At 53.9% G+C, this 22,650-nt stretch carries 16 protein-coding genes; 10 read left to right on the top strand and 6 right to left on the bottom strand.

What is annotated here, in order from left to right:
• Positions 1–9: 9 nt before the first annotated feature.
• Entirely contained in the window at positions 10–561 is a 552-nt protein-coding gene (locus J1778_RS11210; protein ID WP_217173209.1) for a tyrosine-type DNA invertase, read from the bottom strand.
• 584 nt (positions 562–1,145) lie between these two features.
• Between J1778_RS11210 and flhB the strand changes: the two genes are divergently transcribed.
• The 4 genes from flhB to J1778_RS11190 all read left to right on the top strand — a co-directional run bounded on the left by flhB (position 1,146) and on the right by J1778_RS11190 (position 6,559).
• Positions 1,146–2,300 (top strand): flagellar biosynthesis protein FlhB, encoded by a 1,155-nt coding sequence (gene flhB / locus J1778_RS11205; protein WP_217173208.1) that lies wholly within the window; start codon positions 1,146–1,148, stop codon positions 2,298–2,300.
• Complete coding sequence (gene flhA, locus J1778_RS11200) at positions 2,293–4,377, top strand: flagellar biosynthesis protein FlhA (protein ID WP_217173207.1); 2,085 nt, start codon at positions 2,293–2,295, stop codon at positions 4,375–4,377. Before flhB ends, flhA begins: the two co-directional genes overlap by 8 nt.
• A 1-nt stretch (position 4,378) precedes the next feature.
• A complete protein-coding gene (locus tag J1778_RS11195; RefSeq protein ID WP_217173206.1) occupies positions 4,379–4,795 on the top strand; it encodes a flagellar protein FlhE in 417 nt (138 codons plus the stop codon).
• 186 nt (positions 4,796–4,981) lie between these two features.
• A complete protein-coding gene (locus J1778_RS11190) occupies positions 4,982–6,559 on the top strand; it encodes an ABC transporter substrate-binding protein (protein WP_217173205.1) in 1,578 nt (525 codons plus the stop codon).
• Between the two features lie 194 nt (positions 6,560–6,753).
• On the opposite strand, the gene putA is transcribed toward J1778_RS11190, so the two are convergent.
• A complete protein-coding gene (gene putA / locus J1778_RS11185) occupies positions 6,754–10,728 on the bottom strand; it encodes a trifunctional transcriptional regulator/proline dehydrogenase/L-glutamate gamma-semialdehyde dehydrogenase (protein ID WP_217173204.1) in 3,975 nt (1,324 codons plus the stop codon).
• 524 nt (positions 10,729–11,252) lie between these two features.
• Between putA and putP the strand changes: the two genes are divergently transcribed.
• The 6 genes from putP to phoH all read left to right on the top strand — a co-directional run bounded on the left by putP (position 11,253) and on the right by phoH (position 19,255).
• Positions 11,253–12,737 (top strand): sodium/proline symporter PutP, encoded by a 1,485-nt coding sequence (gene putP / locus J1778_RS11180; RefSeq protein WP_217173266.1) that lies wholly within the window; start codon positions 11,253–11,255, stop codon positions 12,735–12,737.
• 281 nt (positions 12,738–13,018) lie between these two features.
• A complete protein-coding gene (gene efeU, locus J1778_RS11175; protein WP_217173203.1) occupies positions 13,019–13,870 on the top strand; it encodes an iron uptake transporter permease EfeU in 852 nt (283 codons plus the stop codon).
• A 73-nt stretch (positions 13,871–13,943) separates the two neighbouring features.
• Positions 13,944–15,071 carry an iron uptake system protein EfeO gene (gene efeO, locus J1778_RS11170; RefSeq protein WP_420804076.1) on the top strand — a complete coding sequence of 376 codons (1,128 nt, stop codon included), beginning with the start codon at positions 13,944–13,946 and terminating at the stop codon, positions 15,069–15,071.
• 52 nt (positions 15,072–15,123) lie between these two features.
• Positions 15,124–16,419: an iron uptake transporter deferrochelatase/peroxidase subunit gene (gene efeB / locus J1778_RS11165; protein ID WP_217173202.1), complete on the top strand. Its 1,296-nt coding sequence runs from the start codon at positions 15,124–15,126 to the stop codon at positions 16,417–16,419.
• Between the two features lie 174 nt (positions 16,420–16,593).
• Positions 16,594–17,784, top strand: coding sequence for an N-acetylmuramoyl-L-alanine amidase (locus J1778_RS11160; RefSeq protein ID WP_238484664.1), 1,191 nt, complete (start codon positions 16,594–16,596; stop codon positions 17,782–17,784).
• A 682-nt stretch (positions 17,785–18,466) separates the two neighbouring features.
• On the top strand, positions 18,467–19,255 hold the full coding sequence (phoH, locus tag J1778_RS11155; RefSeq protein ID WP_112289210.1) for a phosphate starvation-inducible protein PhoH: 789 nt from the start codon (positions 18,467–18,469) through the stop codon (positions 19,253–19,255).
• A gap of 76 nt (positions 19,256–19,331) precedes the next feature.
• On the opposite strand, the gene J1778_RS11150 is transcribed toward phoH, so the two are convergent.
• Genes J1778_RS11150 through J1778_RS11135 form a run of 4 tightly spaced genes read right to left on the bottom strand, consistent with a single transcriptional unit; the run spans position 19,332 to position 22,586 of the window.
• Entirely contained in the window at positions 19,332–20,177 is an 846-nt protein-coding gene (locus J1778_RS11150) for an amino acid ABC transporter ATP-binding protein (protein WP_238484663.1), read from the bottom strand.
• 12 nt (positions 20,178–20,189) lie between these two features.
• Complete coding sequence (locus J1778_RS11145) at positions 20,190–21,107, bottom strand: amino acid ABC transporter permease (protein ID WP_159282097.1); 918 nt, start codon at positions 21,105–21,107, stop codon at positions 20,190–20,192.
• Positions 21,108–21,134: 27 nt separating this feature from the next.
• Complete coding sequence (locus tag J1778_RS11140; protein WP_217173201.1) at positions 21,135–21,638, bottom strand: GNAT family N-acetyltransferase; 504 nt, start codon at positions 21,636–21,638, stop codon at positions 21,135–21,137.
• Positions 21,639–21,653: 15 nt separating this feature from the next.
• Complete coding sequence (locus J1778_RS11135) at positions 21,654–22,586, bottom strand: ABC transporter substrate-binding protein (RefSeq protein ID WP_420804075.1); 933 nt, start codon at positions 22,584–22,586, stop codon at positions 21,654–21,656.
• Positions 22,587–22,650 lie beyond the last annotated feature (64 nt).

Genomic DNA, 22,650 nt, shown 5'->3' with positions numbered 1-22,650 from the left:
ACAGGATGACTATATATTGATGGCTCTGAACCGCTCCGCATTACTTGCCGTATAAATAACGGTGTTTTGAATATTCCTGTGACCGAGATAATCCTGAATCAGACGGGTATCACATCCTTTATCTGCCAGTGCAAACCCGCAAGCATGCCGGAGCATATGAGGGTGAACATTGACATTGATACCGGCTTGTTTTCCATAGTTGCGTATTAAACGGTAGATCTGCTGGCGGGAGATCTGACCACCGTGACGCGAGAGAAATAACCACTCAGTGTCTGAATCAAGATATTGTGAACGTACTTTCAGCCAGTCTTTAATTGCCTTAACCTCGCGGATTTGTAACGGGTGATGAACCGAAAAACCATTTTTCAGGCGGGCGATGTGAATTATATTCGTTGTCAGCTCAATGTCGTTTACCCGCAGCTTTGTTAATTCGCTGACGCGAAGACCGTGGATGAAACACATCAATAACATGCATTTATCTCTGACTGCGTTTTTCCCGAGCGCGGTTGCCGCGACCAGTTTCTCAATTTCCAAATGAGTGAGATATTTTCTCCCTGCCATTGTCCTAATCCTTTGAGCAATTCTTTTATTTTACAGGTTATTGTGCTTCATACGCGATGGTGAGCTATTTAAGCACTAGATTATACATTCAGCAAATGAATTATTCAGACTATGTATTATTCGCCGGCTTATGTAATTAAATTTCGGGATTTAGATCCCAAAAATATAATGTATTAAGGAAATAATTATGCATGAAATTAGTTTTTTCACCCGCGTTGTATAATTTAAAAGTTATTTAAACAGGCTTCTTAATTAATTGTTTTGATTATCAATCTGAGAGGATCCCAGGATTATTCCTATTACACGCGCCCCGTCTGATGCGCGGGTAAATCAAAAGCCCCCGGTGCGATGATATTTCCGTGGTTGTCACAAAATAGTCAAATGTAAATGTTAGCGCCGACGATTCAGCGCAGGGCGCCATTTTCACTTTCCTGAACCGGGCACGCTGTCCTGTTTGATTTAGGGAAAAGACCTCAAAACCCCCCTTTGTTCTGCCCATCGAACCCGCAGATGTTTGTCATGCTAAGGCTGAAATTGTGCCTGTTGCGTTCTTACGCGCGGGTAAATGCTGACAGGAACCGCCGGTGGCTGAAGAAAGCGATCTCGAAAAAAGTGAGGCCCCCACAGCACACAGGCTTGAAAAAGCACGTGAAGAAGGGCAAATCCCGCGCTCGCGCGAACTGACCTCCGTTCTGATGCTCGGAGGCGGTTTAACACTGCTCTGGATGTCCGGTGAATCAATGGCACGCCAGCTTGGTGTCATGATTTCTCAGGGGCTGAAATTCGATCACGGCATGGTCAGCGATGACCGTCAGGTTTTGCAGCAGATGGCGACGCTGCTCGGACGCGCGGTCTGGGCATTATTACCGGTGATCGGCGGTCTGGTACTGATTGCGCTCGCGGCACCGCTACTGCTCGGCGGACTGATGTTCAGCGGCAAATCCTTTGAATTCAAATTCAGCCGGATGGATCCGATTGCCGGTTTCAAACGTTTATTCTCCGGACAGGTGCTGGCCGAACTGCTGAAAGCCATTCTCAAAGCGTTACTGGTAGGCACCGTCGCCGGATTGTATTTGTGGCATAAATGGCCGGACATGATGCGCCTGCTGGCGCAACCCACCATCCCGGCGCTCGGTGAAGCCCTGAACATGGTGGTGTTCTGCGGACTGATGGTGGTACTCGGGCTGACGCCGATGGTCGGATTCGACGTGTTCTGGCAGATCTGGAGCAACCTGAAAAAACTGCGCATGAGTAAGCAGGATATCCGCGACGAGCATAAAAGTCAGGAAGGCGATCCGCACGTCAAAGGGCGTATCCGTCAGCAACAACGCGCCATGGCAAAACGCCGCATGATGGCCGATGTGCCGAAAGCGGACGTTATCGTCACCAACCCGACGCACTACGCGGTGGCGTTGCAGTACAGCGAAAACAAAATGAGTGCGCCGAAGGTTCTGGCGAAAGGTGCGGGTGAAGTGGCGCTGCGCATCAAAGAACTCGGCGCTGAACACAAAATTCCGATGCTGGAAGCGCCGCCTCTGGCGCGTGCGCTTTACCGGCATAGTGACATTGGTCAGCAGATCCCGGCGGCGTTATATGCGGCTGTGGCGGAAGTGCTGGCCTGGGTTTATCAGCTCAAACGCTGGAAGCGTGAAGGCGGGTTAATCCCGAAAAAACCTCAACATTTGCCAGTGCCTGACGGCCTGGATTTTGCAGCAGGAGAGAGTGATACCCATGGCTAATCTGGCCGCGATACTGCGTTTACCCGCCAACTTTAAGTCCGGACAATGGCAGGTGCTGGCAGGCCCCATTCTTATCCTGATCATCCTGTCGATGATGGTGCTGCCGTTACCACCGTTCATCCTCGACTTGCTGTTTACCTTCAACATTGCGCTTTCCATCATGGTGCTGCTGGTGGCGATGTTCACCCAGCGTACGCTGGACTTCGCCGCGTTCCCGACCATTCTGCTGTTTTCCACTTTATTACGTCTGTCGCTGAACGTGGCCTCGACGCGTGTGATCTTAATGGAAGGTCACACCGGCGGCGCGGCGGCAGGGCGGGTTATCGAAGCTTTCGGCCACTTCCTGGTCGGCGGTAACTTCGCCATCGGTATTGTGGTGTTTATCATCCTGGTGCTGATCAACTTTATGGTTATCACCAAAGGTGCCGGACGTATCGCCGAAGTGGGCGCGCGTTTCGTGCTCGACGGGATGCCGGGTAAACAGATGGCAATCGACGCGGATCTTAACGCCGGTCTGATTGGCGAAGACGAAGCGAAACAACGCCGCAGCGACGTGACGCAGGAAGCGGACTTCTACGGCTCAATGGACGGTGCGAGTAAATTCGTGCGCGGTGATGCCGTTGCCGGCCTGATGATCATGATCATTAACGTGGTCGGCGGCCTGCTGGTGGGTGTATTGCAACACGGTATGGATCTCGGTCATGCGGCAGAAAGCTACACCCTGCTGACCATCGGTGACGGTCTGGTCGCGCAGATCCCGGCACTGGTTATCTCCACTGCTGCCGGTGTTATCGTCACCCGCGTCGGTACCAACGAAGACGTCGGCGAGCAGATGGTTACCCAGCTGTTCCGTAACCCGCGCGTGATGATGCTGAGCGCCGGTGTTCTGGGCTTGCTCGGTATGGTGCCGGGCATGCCAAACCTGGTGTTCCTGATGTTCACTGCCGGTCTGTTAGCACTGGCGTGGTGGACGCGCGGACAGGAGCAGAAAAAACCTGCGGCGAAGGAAGCGGTTCCGGCTGCGGCTGAAAGCGGCAAACAGATGGTGGAAGCCAGCTGGCAGGACGTGCAGCTTGAGGATCCGCTGGGGATGGAAGTGGGTTACCGCCTGATCCCGATGGTGGATTTTGCGCAGAACGGCGAGCTGCTGGGACGTATCCGCAGTATCCGTAAGAAATTCGCGCAGGAAATGGGCTATCTGCCGCCGGTCATTCATATCCGCGACAACCTCGAACTGCCGCCAGCGGGCTATCGCATTCTGATGAAAGGCGTGGAAATTGGCACCGGCACCGCACATCCGGGGCGCTGGATGGCAATTAACCCGGGCAGTGCGATCGGCGAGCTGCCGGGCGAACCGACGGTGGATCCGGCATTCGGGCTGGCGGCGGTGTGGATTGAACCCGCCATGCGCGAACAGGCACAAATTCAGGGCTTCACCGTGGTGGAAGCCAGTACCGTAGTGGCGACGCACCTCAATCACCTGATCAGCCTGCACGCTAAAGAACTGTTTGGCCGTCAGGAAACGCAGGAACTGATGGAGCGCGTCACCAAAGAAATGCCGAAGCTGACGGAAGACTTCATTCCGGGCGTCATTTCACTGACCAACATGCATAAAGTTTTGCAGAATCTGCTTTCGGAGCGGGTCTCTATCCGCGACATGCGTACCATTGTTGAAACGCTGGCGGAGTACGCGCCGAATCAGCCGGATCCGAATGAACTGACCTCTGTGGTTCGTGTTGCGCTGGGACGAGCTATCACTCAGCAATGGTTCCCGGGTAACGGCGAAGTGCAGGTCATTGGCCTCGATACCTCGCTGGAACGCCTGCTGTTACAGGCATTGCAAAGCGGTGGTGGCCTCGAACCGGGTCTGGCAGAACGCCTGCTGACGCAATCGGAAGCCGCGTTGCAGCGTCAGGATATGCTCGGCGCACCGCCGGTTCTGCTGGTGAATCATGCGCTGCGTCCGTTGTTGTCGCGCTTCCTGCGCCGTTCGCTGCCAAATATCGTGGTGATGTCGAATCTGGAAATGACCGACAGCCGTCAGATCCGTATGACTGCCACCATCGGCGGAGAATAATATGCGCCGCCTGGTGATGTTGCTGCTGGGAACCCTGAGTCTGTCTGCGATGGCCGCGTCAGGCTCCTGGTCTGACACCCGCCACGGCGTCACGCTGCAAAATCGCGGCGTGATGATGTCATCAGCCGCACTGGCTGCTACCCGGTCCGCGCCCGTCAGACAGCGGACGTCAGCGACCATCACCAGCATCAGCTGGAAATATGAACTGTTCGGCGCAAGACCGGCGGGCTTACAGGTGCAGCTGTGTAATACGCAAAATCACTGTGTGATGCTTGATGCCGAAGGCGGAATGACCAAATCATTTTATGGTCAGGCTGCTCTTTCCCCGCTGAGATTCGTGTATTTCGTGCCCGGTTCCGGGGCGCTGAATACGCCGCTGCGGGTGGTGAGCAATCAGGTGATCGTGAACTATCAGTAAAGTCAGGCACAGTAATGCAGGCGCATTTCCGTGCGCCACAGCGTGCTGTCGCGCGTTCTCACTTCCTCTGCTGTGCTTTCTTAATCTATTTTCCTGAAATACATAGCGTTATTTCATGGTTCTGGCGGTGCCGCCGACACTCTACACTCGAAAAAATTGCCTTTTCACCTGTGGAGTATGACCTCAATGAAAGTCCGTGTTCCTTCCCTGTTATTTTTGCTCATGATGGCGGTTACCCGCGTGGACGCCGCAACGCCTGCGGATACGCTGGTGGTGGCCGGTTCTCTCGAAGGTATTATCAGCCTGGATCCGGCTGAAAGTTTTGAAACGGTCAGCTCCGGTAATCTGGTCAATCTGTATCAGCAGCTGGTGGCGTCTGACCGTCAGCATCCTGATAAGCTGGATCCCGATGCTGCCGCCAGCTGGCAGCCGGGGCCGGACGGACACAGCCTGATCTTTACCCTCAAGCCCGGTCAGAAATTTGCCAGCGGCAATCCGCTGACGGCAGACGACGTGATTTACTCGTTTACCCGCGTGGTCAAACTCAACAAAAGTCCGTCATTTATTCTGGGAGAACTCGGCTGGACGCCGGAAAACGTCGACGGCAATCTGAAAAAGCTGAGCGACGATAAAGTGCAGCTAAGCTGGCCTGCCGATATTGGCAGCGGGTTAGTGCTGAGTATCTTGTCCGCGCCCGTCGCCGGTATTGTGGACAGTAAACTGCTGAAAGAACATGCCGAACAAAACGATTTCGGCAACAGCTGGCTGCGTTCGCGTTCAGCAGGCAGCGGTCCGTTTGAGGTGCGTAATTATGTGCCTCATGAAGCGTTAATCCTGAAGCGAAACCAGAATGCGAAGCCTTTAGCAAAACTGGAAAACGTGCTGTTTAAGAACGTCGGTGACCCGTCAACCCGCCGGTTGCTGGTGCTGAACGGGGATGCGGATGTCGCGTATGATCTGGGCGCAGACCAGTTCAGCTCGCTGCAAAAAGAGAAGGGCGTGCATGTCGCGCAGTTCCCGGCGGCGAAAGTGTTCTATCTGGCGTTTAACGTCGGCGATACCACACAACCGGCGCTGGCGAACCCGGCGTTATGGGAAGCCGCCCGCTGGCTGGTGGATTATCAGGGGATTTCGACTGACCTGCTCAAAGGCCAGTACGGCATCCATCAGACCTTCCTGCCTGACGGTCTGGCCGGTGCCATTGATGACCAGCCGTTCAAATATGATGTCGCGAAAGCCAAAGCCATTCTCAGCAAAGGCGGTATCGCGCCGGGTACCAAAATCGATTTAATCGTCATTAACCAGCCGCCATATTCTGATATCGCGCAGGCATTACAGGCCAGTTTTGCCAAAGCTGACATCAATTTAGTGGTACATCCGCTGGTAGAAAGCGACGTGCTGACCCGTATGCGGGCGCACAAATTCCAGTCCATCTTCACATACTGGGGCGCGGATTATCTCGATCCGAATACCAACGCCAGCACCTTTGCGTATAACGTGCCAAACGGCCCGAAAACACTGGCGCAACGTATCCAGTGGGTGATCCCGGAAATCAGCAAACAGACACGCGCCGCTGCTGCAGAATCCGATCCGGAAAAACGCAAAGCGCTGTATGCCGATTTACAACGTGAGCTGCAAAAAAGCTCACCGTTCGTGGTGGCGTTACAGAGCAAATTGCTGGTGGCAATCCGTGACAACGTGAAGGGCGCGAGCCAGAACGTGGCGGGCAGTCAGCTGTATCTGGATACGGTGAGCAAGGAATAAATATCGGGTTATCTGCTGCCATTTCTTTTGATGTGTTACCGGTCGGATTTATCGAGCGGTCTGCACTATGACCAGCTGGCAAATCACCCCCGGAACAGGGCTCAGAACTCAGTCCCGGTACTAAAAAAATCGTGCTCCTGCCGCAATAATCAGCGGAAGGAGCACGTCAGTTTTTCCTGATGTTTTACCGGTGGTTAGCCGATGGTCATCAGGCTCGCATTCCCGCCTGCCGCCGCGGTGTTCACGCTTAATGAACGCTCATGCAGCAGACGTTCCAGCAGGATGTTGTCTTCCCCACGCGCAAAACCCTGTACCGAGATAATCGGCCCGGAACGCTGGGCGATGGTCTGACACAGTTCGCGCAGCTGATCGGCGTCACCGTGATAAATCACCGCATCAAACACCCGCGCGTCGTTCTGCCAGTCTTTGGTGAAATCAACCCGTTCCTGCACGGCTTTCGGCAGGGTATTGAACAGGTCGCGTTGCAGCGGTGCATCCGGCCACAGAATGCGACAACCGGTTGCAGTCACTGCCGCCATCTGGGTCAGCGCATCATCCTGATTATCGGCCAGCGCCAGAACACGTTCACGTGGCAGCAATGCGTAAGTGTTACGTTCGCCGGTCGGCCCCGGCAGGGTGCGCAATGTGCCGCCCTGACTGGTCTGAGCGAACCGCTCGCAAACTGCCACTAACTCCTCGCGATGTTTCTGCTCTGTTGCCCATTGTTGCAGGGCGCGGTGCGGTGCCAGCAGCGCTTCGCGTACGGACGTATCCAGCGGCAGCTCTCTGTCCTGACGCAGCAAGGTTTGCTGCACGGCATCCTGCGGACGGCTGCTCAGAAGGCGATACAGATACAGCGGCCCACCGGCTTTCGGGCCCGTGCCCGACAATCCTTCGCCACCGAACGGCTGCACGCCAACGACCGCGCCAACCATATTGCGGTTCACGTACATATTGCCGACGTGCGCCTGCTGCGTGACACGATGAATGGTTTCATCGATGCGGGTATGAATACCCAGCGTCAGGCCGTAACCGGCAGCATTAATCTGACCGATCAGCTTATCCAGATCCTGACGGGCATAGCGCACCACGTGCAGTACCGGCCCGAAGATCTCTTTCTTCATCTCATCGAAGCTTTCCAGCTCAATAAGCGTTGGTTTCACAAAGGTGCCGTGCGCCCATTCCTGCTGATCGGCGGCAAACTCCTGCGTCGCCTGATACACGGTGCGGCCTTTGGCGCGCATCGCATCAATATGTTTTTCAATACCCGCTTTGGCGTCGGCGTCGATCACCGGCCCGATGTCGATAGACAAACGTTCAGGATTGCCCATGCGGCATTCTGCCATCGCACCGCGCAGCATTTGCAGCGTGTGATCGGCCACGTCGTCCTGAATACACAGTACGCGCAGGGCGGAACAACGCTGGCCGGCGCTGTCGAAAGCTGACGCGACCACGTCCGTCACCACCTGTTCGGTCAGTGCCGAAGAATCGACAATCATCGCGTTCAGACCGCCGGTTTCGGCGATAAGCGGCGTCGGACGCCCCTGCGGATCCAGACGACCGGCAATGTTACGTTGCAGGATACCTGCGACATCTGTTGATCCGGTAAACAGCACGCCACGCACGCGTTCATCATTGACCAGCTGTGAACCCACGGTTTCGCCCTGACCCGGCAGCAGTTGCAATACGCCAGCCGGAACACCGGCTTCATGCAGAATGCCAACGGCGAGGGCGGCAATCAGCGGCGTCTGTTCAGCCGGTTTTGCCAGCACGCTGTTACCGGCGGCGAGTGCCGCTGCAATCTGGCCGGTGAAAATGGCCAGCGGGAAGTTCCACGGGCTGATACACACCACCGGCCCCAGCGGACGGTGGGTGTCGTTTGCGAAATCTTCACGGATCTGACCGGCGTAATAATGCAGGAAATCCACGGCTTCACGCACTTCGGCGATGGCGTTATTAAAGGTCTTTCCGGCCTCACGCACCAGCACGCCAAGCAGGTTTTGCAACTGCGCTTCCATCAGTTCTGCACCGCGTTGCAGGATTGCGGCACGCTCTTCGGGAGGCGTCGCAAACCAGATGGCACCGGCGGCGGCAGAAGCGTCCAGCGCACGGCTGATTTCAGCTTCCGTTGCTTCGCGCACGTACCCGACGATATCGCTGCTTTGGGCGGGGTTAATCACCGGCAGGAACTCGCCGTCATCAGTTTGTGCATCAATAATCGGCTGGGCTTTTACAGGATGACTGGCACTTTGCAGCAGGGCGCTTGAAAGGGAAGCCAGACGGTGCTCGCTGGACATATCCAGACCGGTGGAATTCACGCGTTTGTCACCGTAAAGATTACGCGGCAGGGCAATACGCGGGTGCGGCAATCCGACCTGACCTTCGCTGGCGGCCAGCGCTTCAACAGCCAGCACCGGATCAGCAACCAGTTCTTCAATCGGCAATGTGGCATCGGCGATACGGTTAACGAATGAAGTGTTAGCGCCGTTTTCCAGCAGTCGACGCACCAGATAGGCCAGCAGCGTTTCATGTGTGCCGACCGGTGCATAAATACGGCAAGGGCGGTTCAGTTTGCCTTCGGTAATCTTACCGACAACCTGCTCGTACAGCGGTTCTCCCATGCCATGCAGGCACTGGAACTCGTACTGACCCGGATAATAGTTATTACCCGCCAGCTGATAAATGGCCGCCACGGTGTGAGCATTGTGTGTCGCAAACTGCGGATAAATCAGGTTCGGCACCGCCAGCAGCTTGCGGGCGCAGGCCAGATAAGAAACGTCGGTGTAAACCTTGCGGGTATAGACCGGATAATCTTCCAGACCTTCCACCTGCGCGCGCTTGATTTCGCTGTCCCAGTACGCGCCTTTAACCAGACGGATCATCAGACGACGACGGCTGCGTTGCGCCAGATTCGTCAGGTAATCAATCACCATCGGGCAGCGTTTCTGGTAAGCCTGGATCACAAAGCCGATGCCATTCCAGCCCGCCAGCTCCGGTTCGAAGCAGAGTTTTTCCAGCAGATCGAGGGAGATTTCCAGACGGTCAGCTTCTTCGGCATCAATGTTAATGCCGATGTCGTAACTGCGTGCCAGCAAGGTCAGGGAAAGCAGGCGCGGATATAACTCTTCCATCACTCGTTCGTACTGTGCGCGGCTGTAACGCGGATGCAGGGCGGAAAGTTTGATCGAAATTCCGGGGCCTTCATAAATGCCGCGACCGTTAGACGCTTTACCGATGGCATTAATGGCCTGCTGATAAGACTGCAAGTACGCCTGCGCGTCTTTTTCCGTCAGCGCCGCTTCACCCAGCATGTCATAGGAATAGCGGAAGCCTTTTTCTTCGTGCTTGCGGGCATTGGCCAGCGCTTCGGCGATGGTTTCACCGGTCACGAACTGTTCGCCCATCAGACGCATCGCCATATCCACGCCTTTGCGGATCAGCGGTTCGCCACTTTTGCCGATAATGCGGTTGAGGGATTTCGACAGGCTGGCTTCATTATGTGTGGCCACCAGTTTACCGGTGAACAGCAAACCCCAGGTGGCGGCGTTGACGAACAACGACGGGCTGCGGCCCAGATGAGAATGCCAGTTGCCATTGCTGATCTTGTCGCGGATTAACGCGTCACGCGTCGGTTTATCAGGAATGCGCAACAAGGCTTCGGCGAGACACATCAGTGCCACGCCTTCCTGAGAAGACAGGGAGAACTCCTGCAACAGGCTTTGCACCATACCGGCGCGACCGTTTGCACTCTTCTGGTTACGCAGTTTAGTGGCGATGTCGGCGGCCAGTTTCAGCGCCGCTTCGCCGAGCGGGGCAGGTAAGCGGGCCTGTTCCAGCAGCATAGAAACCGCTTCAGGCTCAGGACGACGATAGGCGGCAGTAATGGCGGAACGGCTGACCGACTGCGGTAAAATCTGCTCGGCAAAATCAAGGAACGGCTGATGTATTTCCTGAACTACCGGTAATGCAGCCTCGTCGCTTTCGCCAGCAGTTGCGCCATTCAGCGCCGGGATCTCCGGTAACGCATCGCCATTTTCCAGACGTTCCAGATAGGAAAAAATCGCCTGCTTAATCAGCCAGTGCGGCGTGCGGTCAATTTTATGCGCCGCCTCTTTAAGCCTGTCGCGTGTGCCTTCGTCCAGCTTCACGCCCATCGTTGTCATACCCATGCGCAACCACTCCATATGAAAAGGTTCAGGTGAATTCATTATCTTTATGGCAAGCAATATCTTCTATGTTGCAACCTTGTGCAACCCTGTTAATGCACGAAGTATGCCTGATGTGATTTATTTGGCATTTTTAACAAATAGCAGCGTCTGGAAAAGCCAGTTTTATCGATGTAGCTATAAACAGAAGGGTTGCGGCGGGTGCAACTTTCACATTTGCAACGTGCAACCCGGATACAAAATAACTGTGATGAAGCGTGAATTTTAGGTATCTAAATTGTTAAAACAATTGAAAAGTCGTTGCCGCTGAACCAGTATCCGGCACGACAGGATTTTTGAATAACAACCCTACTTAAGACGCTGACTAATGACGCGTAACGATAAAAATATGGAGAGTAATGCTGAAACCCTGGCCGGTTTCAGCCATCATCTCGTCCCGGCAGGTTTTTGACAGTCCTTCACAGGAAGGGCATCAGGACAGACAGGTGCCGGACAACATCGCAAATAAGAAGAAAGTGGAGATAACAATGACAATGAACACACCGATGCTGGTGACGTTTTGTGTTTATATTTTCGGGATGATTTTGATAGGGCTCATCGCGTATTTACGAACCAAAAACTTTGATGATTATATTCTGGGGGGACGCAGTTTAGGCAGCGTGGTCACGGCGCTTTCCGCCGGGGCTTCAGATATGAGCGGCTGGTTGTTAATGGGGTTACCGGGCGCGATTTTTATTTCCGGAATTTCAGAAAGCTGGATTGCGATTGGTCTGACGATCGGTGCGTATCTGAACTGGAAACTGGTGGCGGGGCGCTTACGTGTGCATACCGAAGCCAATAATAATGCGCTGACGTTACCGGATTACTTCACCCATCGTTTTGAGGATTCCAGCAAGCTGCTGCGTATTATCTCGGCGATCGTGATTCTGGTGTTCTTCACCATTTATTGTGCTTCCGGCATTGTCGCCGGTGCGCGTCTGTTTGAAAGCACCTTTGGCATGACGTATCAGACTGCGCTGTGGGCCGGTGCAGCAGCGACCATCGTTTATACCTTTATCGGCGGTTTTCTGGCGGTCAGCTGGACAGATACCGTGCAGGCCAGCCTGATGATTTTCGCGCTGATCCTCACGCCGGTGATCGTTATCCTCGCCGTGGGCGGCATTGATACCTCCATGATGGTGATTCAGGCTAAAAACCCTGAATACACCGATATGTTTAAAGGCATGAATCTGGTAGCGATTTTGTCACTGCTGGGCTGGGGGCTGGGCTATTTCGGTCAGCCACATATTCTGGCGCGTTTTATGGCCGCCGATTCTCACCGCACTATCCGCAGCGCACGTCGCATCAGCATGACCTGGATGATTCTGTGTCTGGCGGGCACCATTGCGGTGGGCTTCTTCGGGATTGCGTACTTCAGCAATAATCCGGGCGAAGCGGGCAACGTGACGCAAAACGGTGAGCGCGTATTCATCGAACTGGCGAAAATCCTGTTCAACCCGTGGATCGCCGGTATTTTGCTGTCAGCCATTCTGGCCGCGGTGATGAGTACCCTGAGCTGCCAGCTGCTGGTATGTTCGAGCGCGATCACTGAAGACTTGTACAAAGCGTTCCTGCGCAAAGGCGCGAGTCAGCGTGAACTGGTGTGGATTGGCCGCTTGATGGTACTGGTTGTCGCGCTGGTGGCGATTGCGCTGGCAGCCAATCCTGAGAACCGGGTGCTGGGTCTGGTGAGCTACGCGTGGGCCGGTTTCGGTGCGGCGTTTGGTCCGGTTATCCTGATTTCGGTGATGTGGAAACGCATGACGCGTAACGGCGCGCTGGCAGGCATGATCGTGGGTGCCGTCACCGTTATCCTGTGGAAACAATACGGCTGGACTGAACTGTACGAAATCATTCCGGGCTTTATCTTCGCCTCGCTGGCTATCTGGATTGTCAGCCTGATGGGACGTAAACCTTCTGCTGCGGTGGAAGAGCGTTTCACGACGGCGGAAGCAGAATACAACACCATTTAATACGCGGCGTATCATGCCATTACAATAAGGCAGAACGGGGTCGTCTGACCCCGTTTCTCACTCCCTCCCGCCACACTTTTCCCCATACTTGTCACCACGCATCTTATTAAAGAAAGTCCCGCTCTGTCATTTCATGCGCATTTGCGTGGACGCCTGCAAAAAAGGGCCGGTTACCTCTTGTATTTCTTTTGGCAAGAATGATAATCACTATCGTTTCTTTTTACTTTTCTTTACAGAGCCCTTACAGTTTTTGCCGATCAACGGGGTCAGGAGTTATCGCTATGTTCGTTCCGTTTCTCATTATGTTTCGCGAAGGGCTGGAAGCGGCGCTGATTGTCAGCCTGATCGCCAGCTATCTAAAACGGACGCAACGCGGGCAGTGGCTCGGTGTGGTCTGGATTGGCGTGTTCGTCGCGGCGGCGTTATGTCTGGCGCTGGGGCTTTTCATTAACGCCACCACCGGTGAGTTTCCGCAAAAACAGCAGGAATTATTTGAAGGCATCGTGGCCGTGGTCGCGGTGTGCATTCTGACTTACATGGTGTTCTGGATGCGCAAAGTGTCGCGTTCTATCAAGGTGCATCTGGAAGGCGCGATTGATAATGCGCTCAACTCCGGGCGCGGGCAGGGCTGGGCGCTGGTGGCGATGGTGTTTTTTGCCGTCGCCCGTGAAGGCCTGGAATCGGTGTTTTTCCTGCTGGCTGCTTTCCAGCAAGACGTAGGGATCGCAGCGCCGATCGGCGCAATGCTGGGGCTGGGCGCCGCCATCGTGCTGGGTTTCCTTATCTACTACGGTGGTGTGAAACTGCATCTGGCAAAATTTTTCAAATGGACCAGCCTGTTTATCCTGTTTGTGGCAGCCGGTCTGGCGGCGGGTGCGATCCGCGCCTTCCACGAAGCGGGATTGTGGAACGGTTTGCAGGATGTCGCTTTTGATTTAAGCAATACGCTCTCCACGCACTCTCTGTTCGGTACCTTGCTGGAAGGGATGTTTGGTTATCAGGAAGCGCCAAGTGTGAGCGAAGTGCTGGTCTATTTCCTGTATCTGATCCCGGCGCTGTTCTTCTTTTTCATGCCTCAGGGAAAATCCTCTGTGGCCGCCACGGCCTCTGCCGGGCAAAAAACACAACGTTAATTGTGTGAAGTTCACTGTTTAAAGTTACTTGTATAAACCTGTTTATCACTTTGCTTTTGCCATGGAGTTGTACATGCCACATTTTCGCCGTAAAGCTTTACAGATTGCACTGCTGTCTCTGCCGGCTTTTGCGCTGAGCGCTAACGTACTGGCAACCGACGTTCGTCAGGTCAAAATTACTGTGAACGATAAACAGTGTGAACCGATGGCGCTGAGCGTGCCGGCCGGTAAAACACAGTTTGTTATCCACAACGACAGCCAGAAAAACCTGGAATGGGAAATTCTGAAAGGCGTGATGGTGGTGGAAGAGCGTGAAAACGTCGCACCGGGCTTCACTCAGAAAATGACCGCTAATCTGGAGCCGGGCGAATATGACATGACCTGCGGACTGCGGAGCAATCCGAAGGGCAAACTGACCGTGACTGCAGAAGGCGCAGCGGCTTCCGCTAAACCGGACGCGATGGCGCTGGTCGGGCCGATTGCAGAATATAAAGTGTATGTGACTCAGCAGGTTGGCGAACTGGTTTCCCACACCAAAGCGTTCACTGATGCTATTAAGAAAGGCGACCTGGCGAAAGCGCAGTCCCTGTATGCATCGACCCGCGTTTACTATGAGCGCATCGAGCCAATCGCGGAATTGTTCTCAGATCTGGACGGCAGCATTGATGCCCGTGAAGACGATTTCGAGAAAAAAGCGGAAGATCCTAACTTCACCGGTTTCCACCGTCTGGAGAAAATCCTCTTCGCAGATAAAACCACCCAGGGCGCGGCGCCTTTTGCTGACAAGCTGTATACCGACACGGTTGATCTGCAAAAACGCATCACTGACCTGACTTTCCCGCCGAGTAAAGTGGTTGGCGGCGCGGCAGGGCTTATCGAAGAAGTGGCAGCCAGCAAGATCAGCGGTGAAGAAGACCGTTACAGCCGCACCGACCTGTGGGATTTCCGCGCTAACCTCGACGGCGCGCAGAAAATCGTAAACCTGCTGCGTCCGCTGCTGGAAAAATCTGACAAGCCGCTGCTGGATAAAATCGACGCGAACTTCAAAACTGTCGATACCCTGCTGGATAAATACAAAACCAAAGACGGCTACGAGAATTACGAAAAACTGTCCGATGCAGACCGTAACGCCATGAAAGGCCCTATCACTACGCTGGCCGAAGATCTGGCTAAACTGCGTGGCGTACTTGGTTTAGATTGATAAGAACTTCTCCCCCTTCGCAGGGGGAGGAGCGTTATACCGAGGCATAACAATGAGTCACAAAAACAATAATCAGGACGACATTTCTTCTTCCCGCCGCAGCTTGTTAAAAGGCGTGGGATTGTTAGGCGGGGCATTTGCCCTGGGCGGCGCAGCGACTGCGCAGGCTGAGAAAACACCCGGAGCCAAAAAAGAATATACGCCAGGCACCGTTTCCCCCGACGAACGCTGGGGCAAGCAACCGTATTATGGCGAACATCAGGCGGGAATTTTAACGCCGCAGCAGGCCTCGATGATGCTGGTATCCTTTGACGTGCTGGCCACCAATAAAGCGGATCTGGAGCGTTTATTTCGTCTGCTGGATTCCCGTTTTGCTTTTCTGACCACCGGCGGCACCGCGCCATCTCTCGATCCTAAATTCCCGCCGATGGATTCCGGGGTAATGGGCGCTGAAATTTATCCCGATAATCTGACCATGACATTGTCCGTTGGCGAATCGCTGTTTGATGAACGCTTTGGACTGGCACCGCATAAGCCACTGAAATTACAGCGCATGACGCGTTTTCCGAATGACTCCCTCGATGCGAAATTGTGTCACGGTGACCTGTCATTGCAAATCTGCGCCAACAACAGCGATACCGTGGTTCACGCATTGCGCGACATCATCAAATACACGCCGGATTTACTCAGCGTGCGCTGGCGCCGTGACGGCTTTATTTCTTCCCATGCCGCGCGCAGTCAGGGCAAAGAGACGCCGATTAACCTGCTGGGATTCAAAGACGGCACAGCCAATCCTGATTCCAGAGACAAGCCGCTGATGGATAAAGCCATCTGGGTGACGTCAGATCAGGGCGAACCGGCGTGGACGCTCGGCGGCAGTTATCAGGCCACTCGTCTGATCCCGTTCAAGGTAGAATTCTGGGACCGCACGCCGTTGCAGGAACAGCAATCCATTTTTGGTCGCCATAAAGCCAGCGGCGCGCCACTGGGTATGGAAAAAGAGCACGATGTGCCCGATTACACCAAGGACCCGGAAGGCAAAGTGATCCCGCTGGACGCGCATATCAGGCTGGCGAATCCGCGCACCAGGGAAACTGACGACAACCTGATGCTGCGCCGTGGTTACAGTTATTCGCTGGGTGTGACCAATTCCGGCCAGCTGGAAATGGGGCTGATTTTTGTCTGTTATCAGCATGACCTGGAAAAAGGATTTCTGACGGTGCAGAAACGCCTGAATGGCGAAGCGCTGGAAGAATATATCCGACCGAATGGCGGAGGCTTTTTCTTCACCTTACCGGGGAATAAAGATGAAAGTCATTACCTCGGACAATCATTAATTGAAGCGTAATTTTCTTCCTTCCCCTTCGCAGGGGAGGGAGCAGAACGACAGCCTGTTCCTCAGCTGCAAATGAGGAACTCAATCCTGAAATCCTTTTTACGCCTGGTTACGCAATTCACGACCTGTTAATACTCCGCTTCATTCCTGAAAATCTCAGTAATGTCATGATGATAAATCGCGAAAATGATTTATCACGACGCCTTCTCTGAGATTGCTATGACCATCAATTATTCCCGCAGAAAACTGCTGATTTTCGGTATCGGACTGTCGCTGACGGCACCGCGGCTTTACGCTGCGCAAAAGGCGGTGCGCATCACCATGACGTCGGATGCCAGTCAGATCCACCTGGAATTACCGGCAGCGGATAAGCGTTGTCGCGTGTTTGTGCTCAGCGCGCCGGAGCGGGTGGTGATCGACATGCCGATGGTGTCGTTCCCGCCAGAACTGGAACATGCGCTTACTGTGGTGCGGCAGAAATTCCCGTGGGTGGCAGAAGGGCGCATTGCTCATTTCAGCCCGGAGGTGGCGCGTATTGTGTTGCAGGTGAAGGGTAAACCGGTGATTACGCGCAGCACGGAGAATGGCGTGCTGAAAGTCTCGGTCACTGAACAGAATGCCGCGCAAAATTTTCCGCAGGCAATCCCCGTTACGGCCACCACACCGCACGCAGAGAAACCCCTGCTGGTGATGATCGATCCCGGTCATGGTGGTAAGGATCCGGGGGCGATCGGTAACGAAGGCACTTACGAAAAACATGTGGTGCTGCACATCGCAAGACGGCTGCAAACGTTGCTGGACCAACAGCACGGTATTCACGCGGTGCTGACACGCCAGGACGACGTGTTTATCCCGCTGTATCACCGCGTCAGTCTGGCGCATCAGCACCAGGCGGACCTGTTTATTTCCATTCACGCCGACGGTTTTACCAACGATCAGGTGTCGGGCGCGTCGGTATTTGCCCTGTCAGAGCACGGCGCAGGCAGCGCGATGGCGCGGTATTTATCGCAAAGTGAAAACAGCGCAGACGTGCTGTACGACAACGATTTTAAGACGGATGATCAATATCTTAAAGAAACGCTGTTTGATCTCGACCAGCACGAAACCATTCACCGCAGCATGGAATTTGGCACTCATCTTGCCGAGAATATTGTCAAAGTCCATCACATGCACAGCCCGCATCCGGAGCAGGCAGGTTTTGCGGTTTTGAAATCGCCACGCATTCCCTCTGTGCTGGTGGAAACCTCTTTCATCACCAATAAGCAGGAAGAAAAACTGCTCGGGGAACCGGTCTTCCAGGAGAAAATGGCCCGTGCGCTGGCGGATGGCATTAACAGTTACTTCATCAATGAAAAGAAAAATAATCTGCTGAGCTGAGGAAAATTATGCGTGCCAGCGGAGGATCTGAAAAAGATCCGCGTGATCCTATTGACGTCAGCCACAAACTTTTTTACATTTTGGTAACGCAAATATTTCAGCTGTCATTATACTGAAATTATAAAGCGATACTTTTTAAGATGTACAAGACAAGTTTTCACAAGGTGTACGGCAGGTGCCGTTAATAACACTGCGGGGAGCGCGAATGGTAAAGTCCATGTTTGGGCTGGTGATCGAAAATAACATGTTTTACTCCTTCACTCGTTGTTGTCGCTTAAATGCAAACGAGGGCAAGGCCACCGACTCTCCAATATTAACGCCATCATTTTCAGTTTATTCCTACCGTTTTTTACAAAAAACATCATCCACGCAACTTCAACCCTGTTCTTTAACTGACCCTTCAAGTGTTGACAGAAATGATGTGAATATCACTGGCTTTTATCCTGGATATTTCATTTTATGGTTCAGCGGTTTGTCATTATTGACGACATTGACAATGCCTCCTCGTGAACAGAAAACAACCAGGAGATTATTATCCAGTCCCCGGGGTTTATTTTCCTCTTCACGTTATTCATTGGCTCTACTTGGTCTAAAAGGAGACCAAAACCTCATTTGTTAGTGAAACATAACCGTGCGGGCATTATGCCTTAGCGTTAAGTGAATCAAACTGTAAGGTGCCACTATGGGAAGACAGAAAGCAGTGATCAAAGCTCGTCGTGAAGCAAAACGTGTTATTCGTAATGATTCACGCAGTCACCGCCAGCGCGAGGAAGAGTCTGTGACGTCATTGGTACAGATGGGCGGTTTGGAATCGATCGGAATGGCTCGCGACAGTCGCGATACTTCCGTCATCGAAGCGCGTACTGAAGCTCAAGGTCATTACTTATCAGCCATAGAGAATAAGCAGTTAATTTTTGCCACCGGCGAAGCAGGCTGCGGCAAAACATTTATCAGCGCTGCGAAAGCGGCAGAGGCATTAATTCACAAAGAAATTGACAGGATTATTGTGACGCGTCCGGTATTGCAGGCCGATGAAGATCTCGGTTTCTTACCTGGTGATATTTCTGAGAAGTTCGCGCCTTATTTCCGTCCGGTTTACGACATCTTATTACGTCGCCTGGGCTCATCATTCCTGCAATATTGCTTGCGACCGGAAATAGGCAAAGTTGAAATTGCGCCATTCGCTTATATGCGCGGGCGTACTTTCGAAAATGCAGTGGTTATTCTGGATGAAGCCCAGAATGTCACGGCCAGTCAGATGAAAATGTTCCTGACCCGTCTCGGTGAAAACGTGACGGTGATAGTTAACGGTGATATTACCCAGTGCGATTTACCACGCGGCGTAGTATCGGGGCTCAGCGATGCAATGTCCCGCTTCGAAGAAGACGAGATGGTCGGCATCATTCAGTTTGGCAAAGAGGATTGCGTGCGTTCAGAACTGTGTAAACATACTCTGCACGCGTACTCATAATTCCTCCCTTGTTTCCGTAAAAAAAGCCCGGCGGCTGTCCGGGCTTTCCTCTGTGAAAATCACCAGCCAGCCCTATTTACAGCACTTTTTCCAGAAACCTGCGGGTACGTGCATGGCGTGGACGGTCGAGCACCTGCGCCGCGCTGCCGGTTTCCACCACCGCGCCATCCACCATAAACACCACCTGATCGGCCACCTGACGGGCGAAGCCAATTTCATGGGTCACTACCACCAGCGTGACACCTGACTGCGCCAGCTTTCTGATCACATCCAGCACCTCGCCGACCAGTTCGGGATCCAGCGCTGACGTGGGTTCATCAAATAACATGACTTTCGGATTCAGTGCCAGCGCGCGGGCAATGGCGATACGCTGCTGCTGTCCGCCTGAAAGATGGCGCGGCCACGCCAGTGCTTTTTCACGCAGGCCGACGGTGTCGAGCAGTTCATACGCACGGGCGATGGCCTGTTTGCGGCTCAGCAATCCATGCACCACCGGCGCTTCGATAATGTTATCCAGCACGGTCATGTGCGGGAATAAATTGAAATTCTGGAACACATACCCGACATGAGTGCGTTGCTTGAGAATGGCGCGTTCTTTCAGTTCGTACAGCGTGTCGCCCTTGCGCCGGTAACCGATGTAATCGCCATCAATCTGGATAAAACCTTCATCAACCCGTTCCAGATGATTAATGGTACGCAGCAGGGTGGATTTACCCGAGCCGGAAGGGCCGAGGATCACCGTCACCGTGCCCGGCTCGATGCTCAGACTGACGTTATCCAGCGCCTTGTGTGCGCCGTAATATTTACTCAGATTGCTGATGTCGATGCGCCCGACAGTCGCGCTGTGTGGTTTATGCACAAACAGGGGTTCTGCGGGAGCATCTGCCGGGCGGTTAACGAATAAATCAAAGGCTTCGGACATAGGATTTTCCCTTTACTGAGGACGGGCGACGCGCCACTGACGCAGACGCTGCAACGGAGTCGGCGCGACCTGACGAACGGTGCCGCGGGAGAAATAACGTTCGACGTAATACTGCAACACTGACAGCACGGTGGTGATCAGCAGGTACCAGATCGTCGCCACCATCAGCAACGGAATCACCTGCTGCGTGCGGTTGTAAATCACCTGCACGGTATAAAACAGTTCGGGCATCGACAGCACATACACAATCGACGTGCCCTTCGCCAGGCTAATCACTTCATTAAAACCGGTCGGCAGAATGGAGCGCAGCGCCTGCGGCAAAATAATACGGAAGGTGCGACGGTAAGCCGGTAATCCCAGCGCAGCGGCGGCTTCATGCTGCCCGTGCTCAACGCCTAAAATCCCGCCGCGGATAATCTCTGCCGTATAGGCAGATTGCACCAGCGAAAGGCCGAGAACGGCAACTGAAAACTGATCCAGCAAATCAACGGTTGGCGTGCTGAAAAAGGAGATTGTGGTGAACGGAATGCCCAGTGACAGGTTGTCGTACAGATAGGAAAAGTTGTAGAGGATGATCAATACCAGCAACAGCGGCAGGGAACGGAACAGCCAGATGTAGCCCCAGGCCAGCGCATTCAGCAGATAAGATTTCGACAGCCGGGCGAGGGCGAGAGCCGTGCCGAAAATTACGCCAAACAGGGTGCCGAGCAGAGTGAGTAACAGTGTCTTGCCCAGACCCGATAAAATCACCGGATCAAAAAACCATTGCCGGAACACGCCCCATTCCCAGCGGGAATTTGTCGCAATCGACTGAATAATCCCGAGCAGAATAAACGCCGAAAAGACGGCACCGGCCAGCCGCCACGGATAGCGTGCCGGCACCACTTTCAGCGGGGGATGATTCACAGATGAAGGGGCATTTTCGCTCATAGTCTTTCTCTTTCTGTTTGCTGCTGATTACGACACAGGAACGTCGGCGGTCAGTTTTTTGGTGAACGGCAGACGACCGTCATAAGGTGGTCTTGAATACACCTCCGGATCCAGTCGCGTATCGAACTGCGGCTGATAACCGTGAGATAAGTACAACCCGACCGCTTCCGGCTGGCGGAAACCGGTGGTGAGAAACACCTGACGATAACCGTAAGCGGCAGCGCGGCGTTCCAGTTCATGCAATATTTTCTGTGCCAGCCCCTGACGGCGCAGCGACCGGTGCGTCCAGATGCGTTTCAGCTCGGCGGTGTCGGCGTCGTACCGCTTATACGCGCCCATCGCAATGGGCGCGCCGTTTCTCAGCAGGACAATAAATGCACCGTCGGGCCGGGCGAACACGCTGTCATCCTCAGGTTCCTTGCTGGCAAAATAGTCGCCGTAACGTTCACGGTATTCGCCGAATAAACCCTGAATTACCGGCGCAATCAGCGGGTCTTCCGCTACGGTCTGGATAAATACGTCTTCGCTCATCGTGGCGTCCTCTGATTAATCGCCCAGTCCCGGCGGGTTAATTTCTGAATGATCGATTTTTTCGACGCTTTCACCCCAGCGATCCAGCACTTTGATATAAGCCCCGCTGGCAATGGCGCTGTTGAGCGACGCCTGCACGGCATCCACCAGTCCGTTACCTTTTTTCAGCGTCACCGCGATATTGGCCGTTTTCGGCCAGCCGCCCGGCACGGTGCCGACCAGTTTGGTTTTGCCGGTCAGCAATGCTTTATACGCACCGGTGACGTTTGGCCCGAAAGTGGCGTCGGCGCGGCCGGACTGGATCGCCAGCGTGGCGGCGGCGTCGTCAGTGACATATTGCGGTTTCAGCGCCGGTAATCCTTTAGCCTGATTCTCTTTGTCCCAGGCCAGCAAAACGGCTTCCTGATTGGTGCCGGAACCGACAATGATGCGTTTACCGGCGATATCCGGTGCAGAAGTAATGGACGTGATTTTGCTGTCGCTTTTCACGTAAAAGCCCAGCGTGTCCTGACGATAGGTGGCGAAATCAAACTTAGTTTTGCGATCTTTAGTGACAGTGATGTTGTAGATGGCGGCGTCATATTTCCCTGACGTTACGCCCAGCGGCCAGTCTTCCCATGAAGCAGGCACCACTTTGAGTTTCAGACCTAAACCATCCGCCACCAGCCGCGCGATGTCTGCTTCGCTGCCGATCACGGTTTTGTTATCACGGGCATACAACCCGAACGGCGGGGCGCTGCCGAGTACCGCCAGTGCCACGGTCAGTGTGCCCGGTTCGACAAACTTAAAATTTGCCGGGATCTTTGCCACGGCTTCCGGGCTTTTTGGCGTATTAATCGGGGTTTCATTCGCCACCAGATCAATACCTGGCGCGGCGTATGCTGCTGATGAAAAACTTAATATTGCCGCGATGGCGGTGGCGGTGATGGTTACGCTATGTTTCATCATTATTATTTTTACCCTGCATTCTTATTTTAAGTGGTGATGACCGTGAGGTGATGCGTTCACTATT

This window comes from Rahnella bonaserana (genome assembly GCF_019049675.1).
Taxonomy (GTDB): Bacteria; Pseudomonadota; Gammaproteobacteria; order Enterobacterales; family Enterobacteriaceae; genus Rahnella; species Rahnella bonaserana.
Note: the sequence above shows the minus strand (reverse complement) of the source record. Positions and strands in the feature narration are given on the sequence as shown.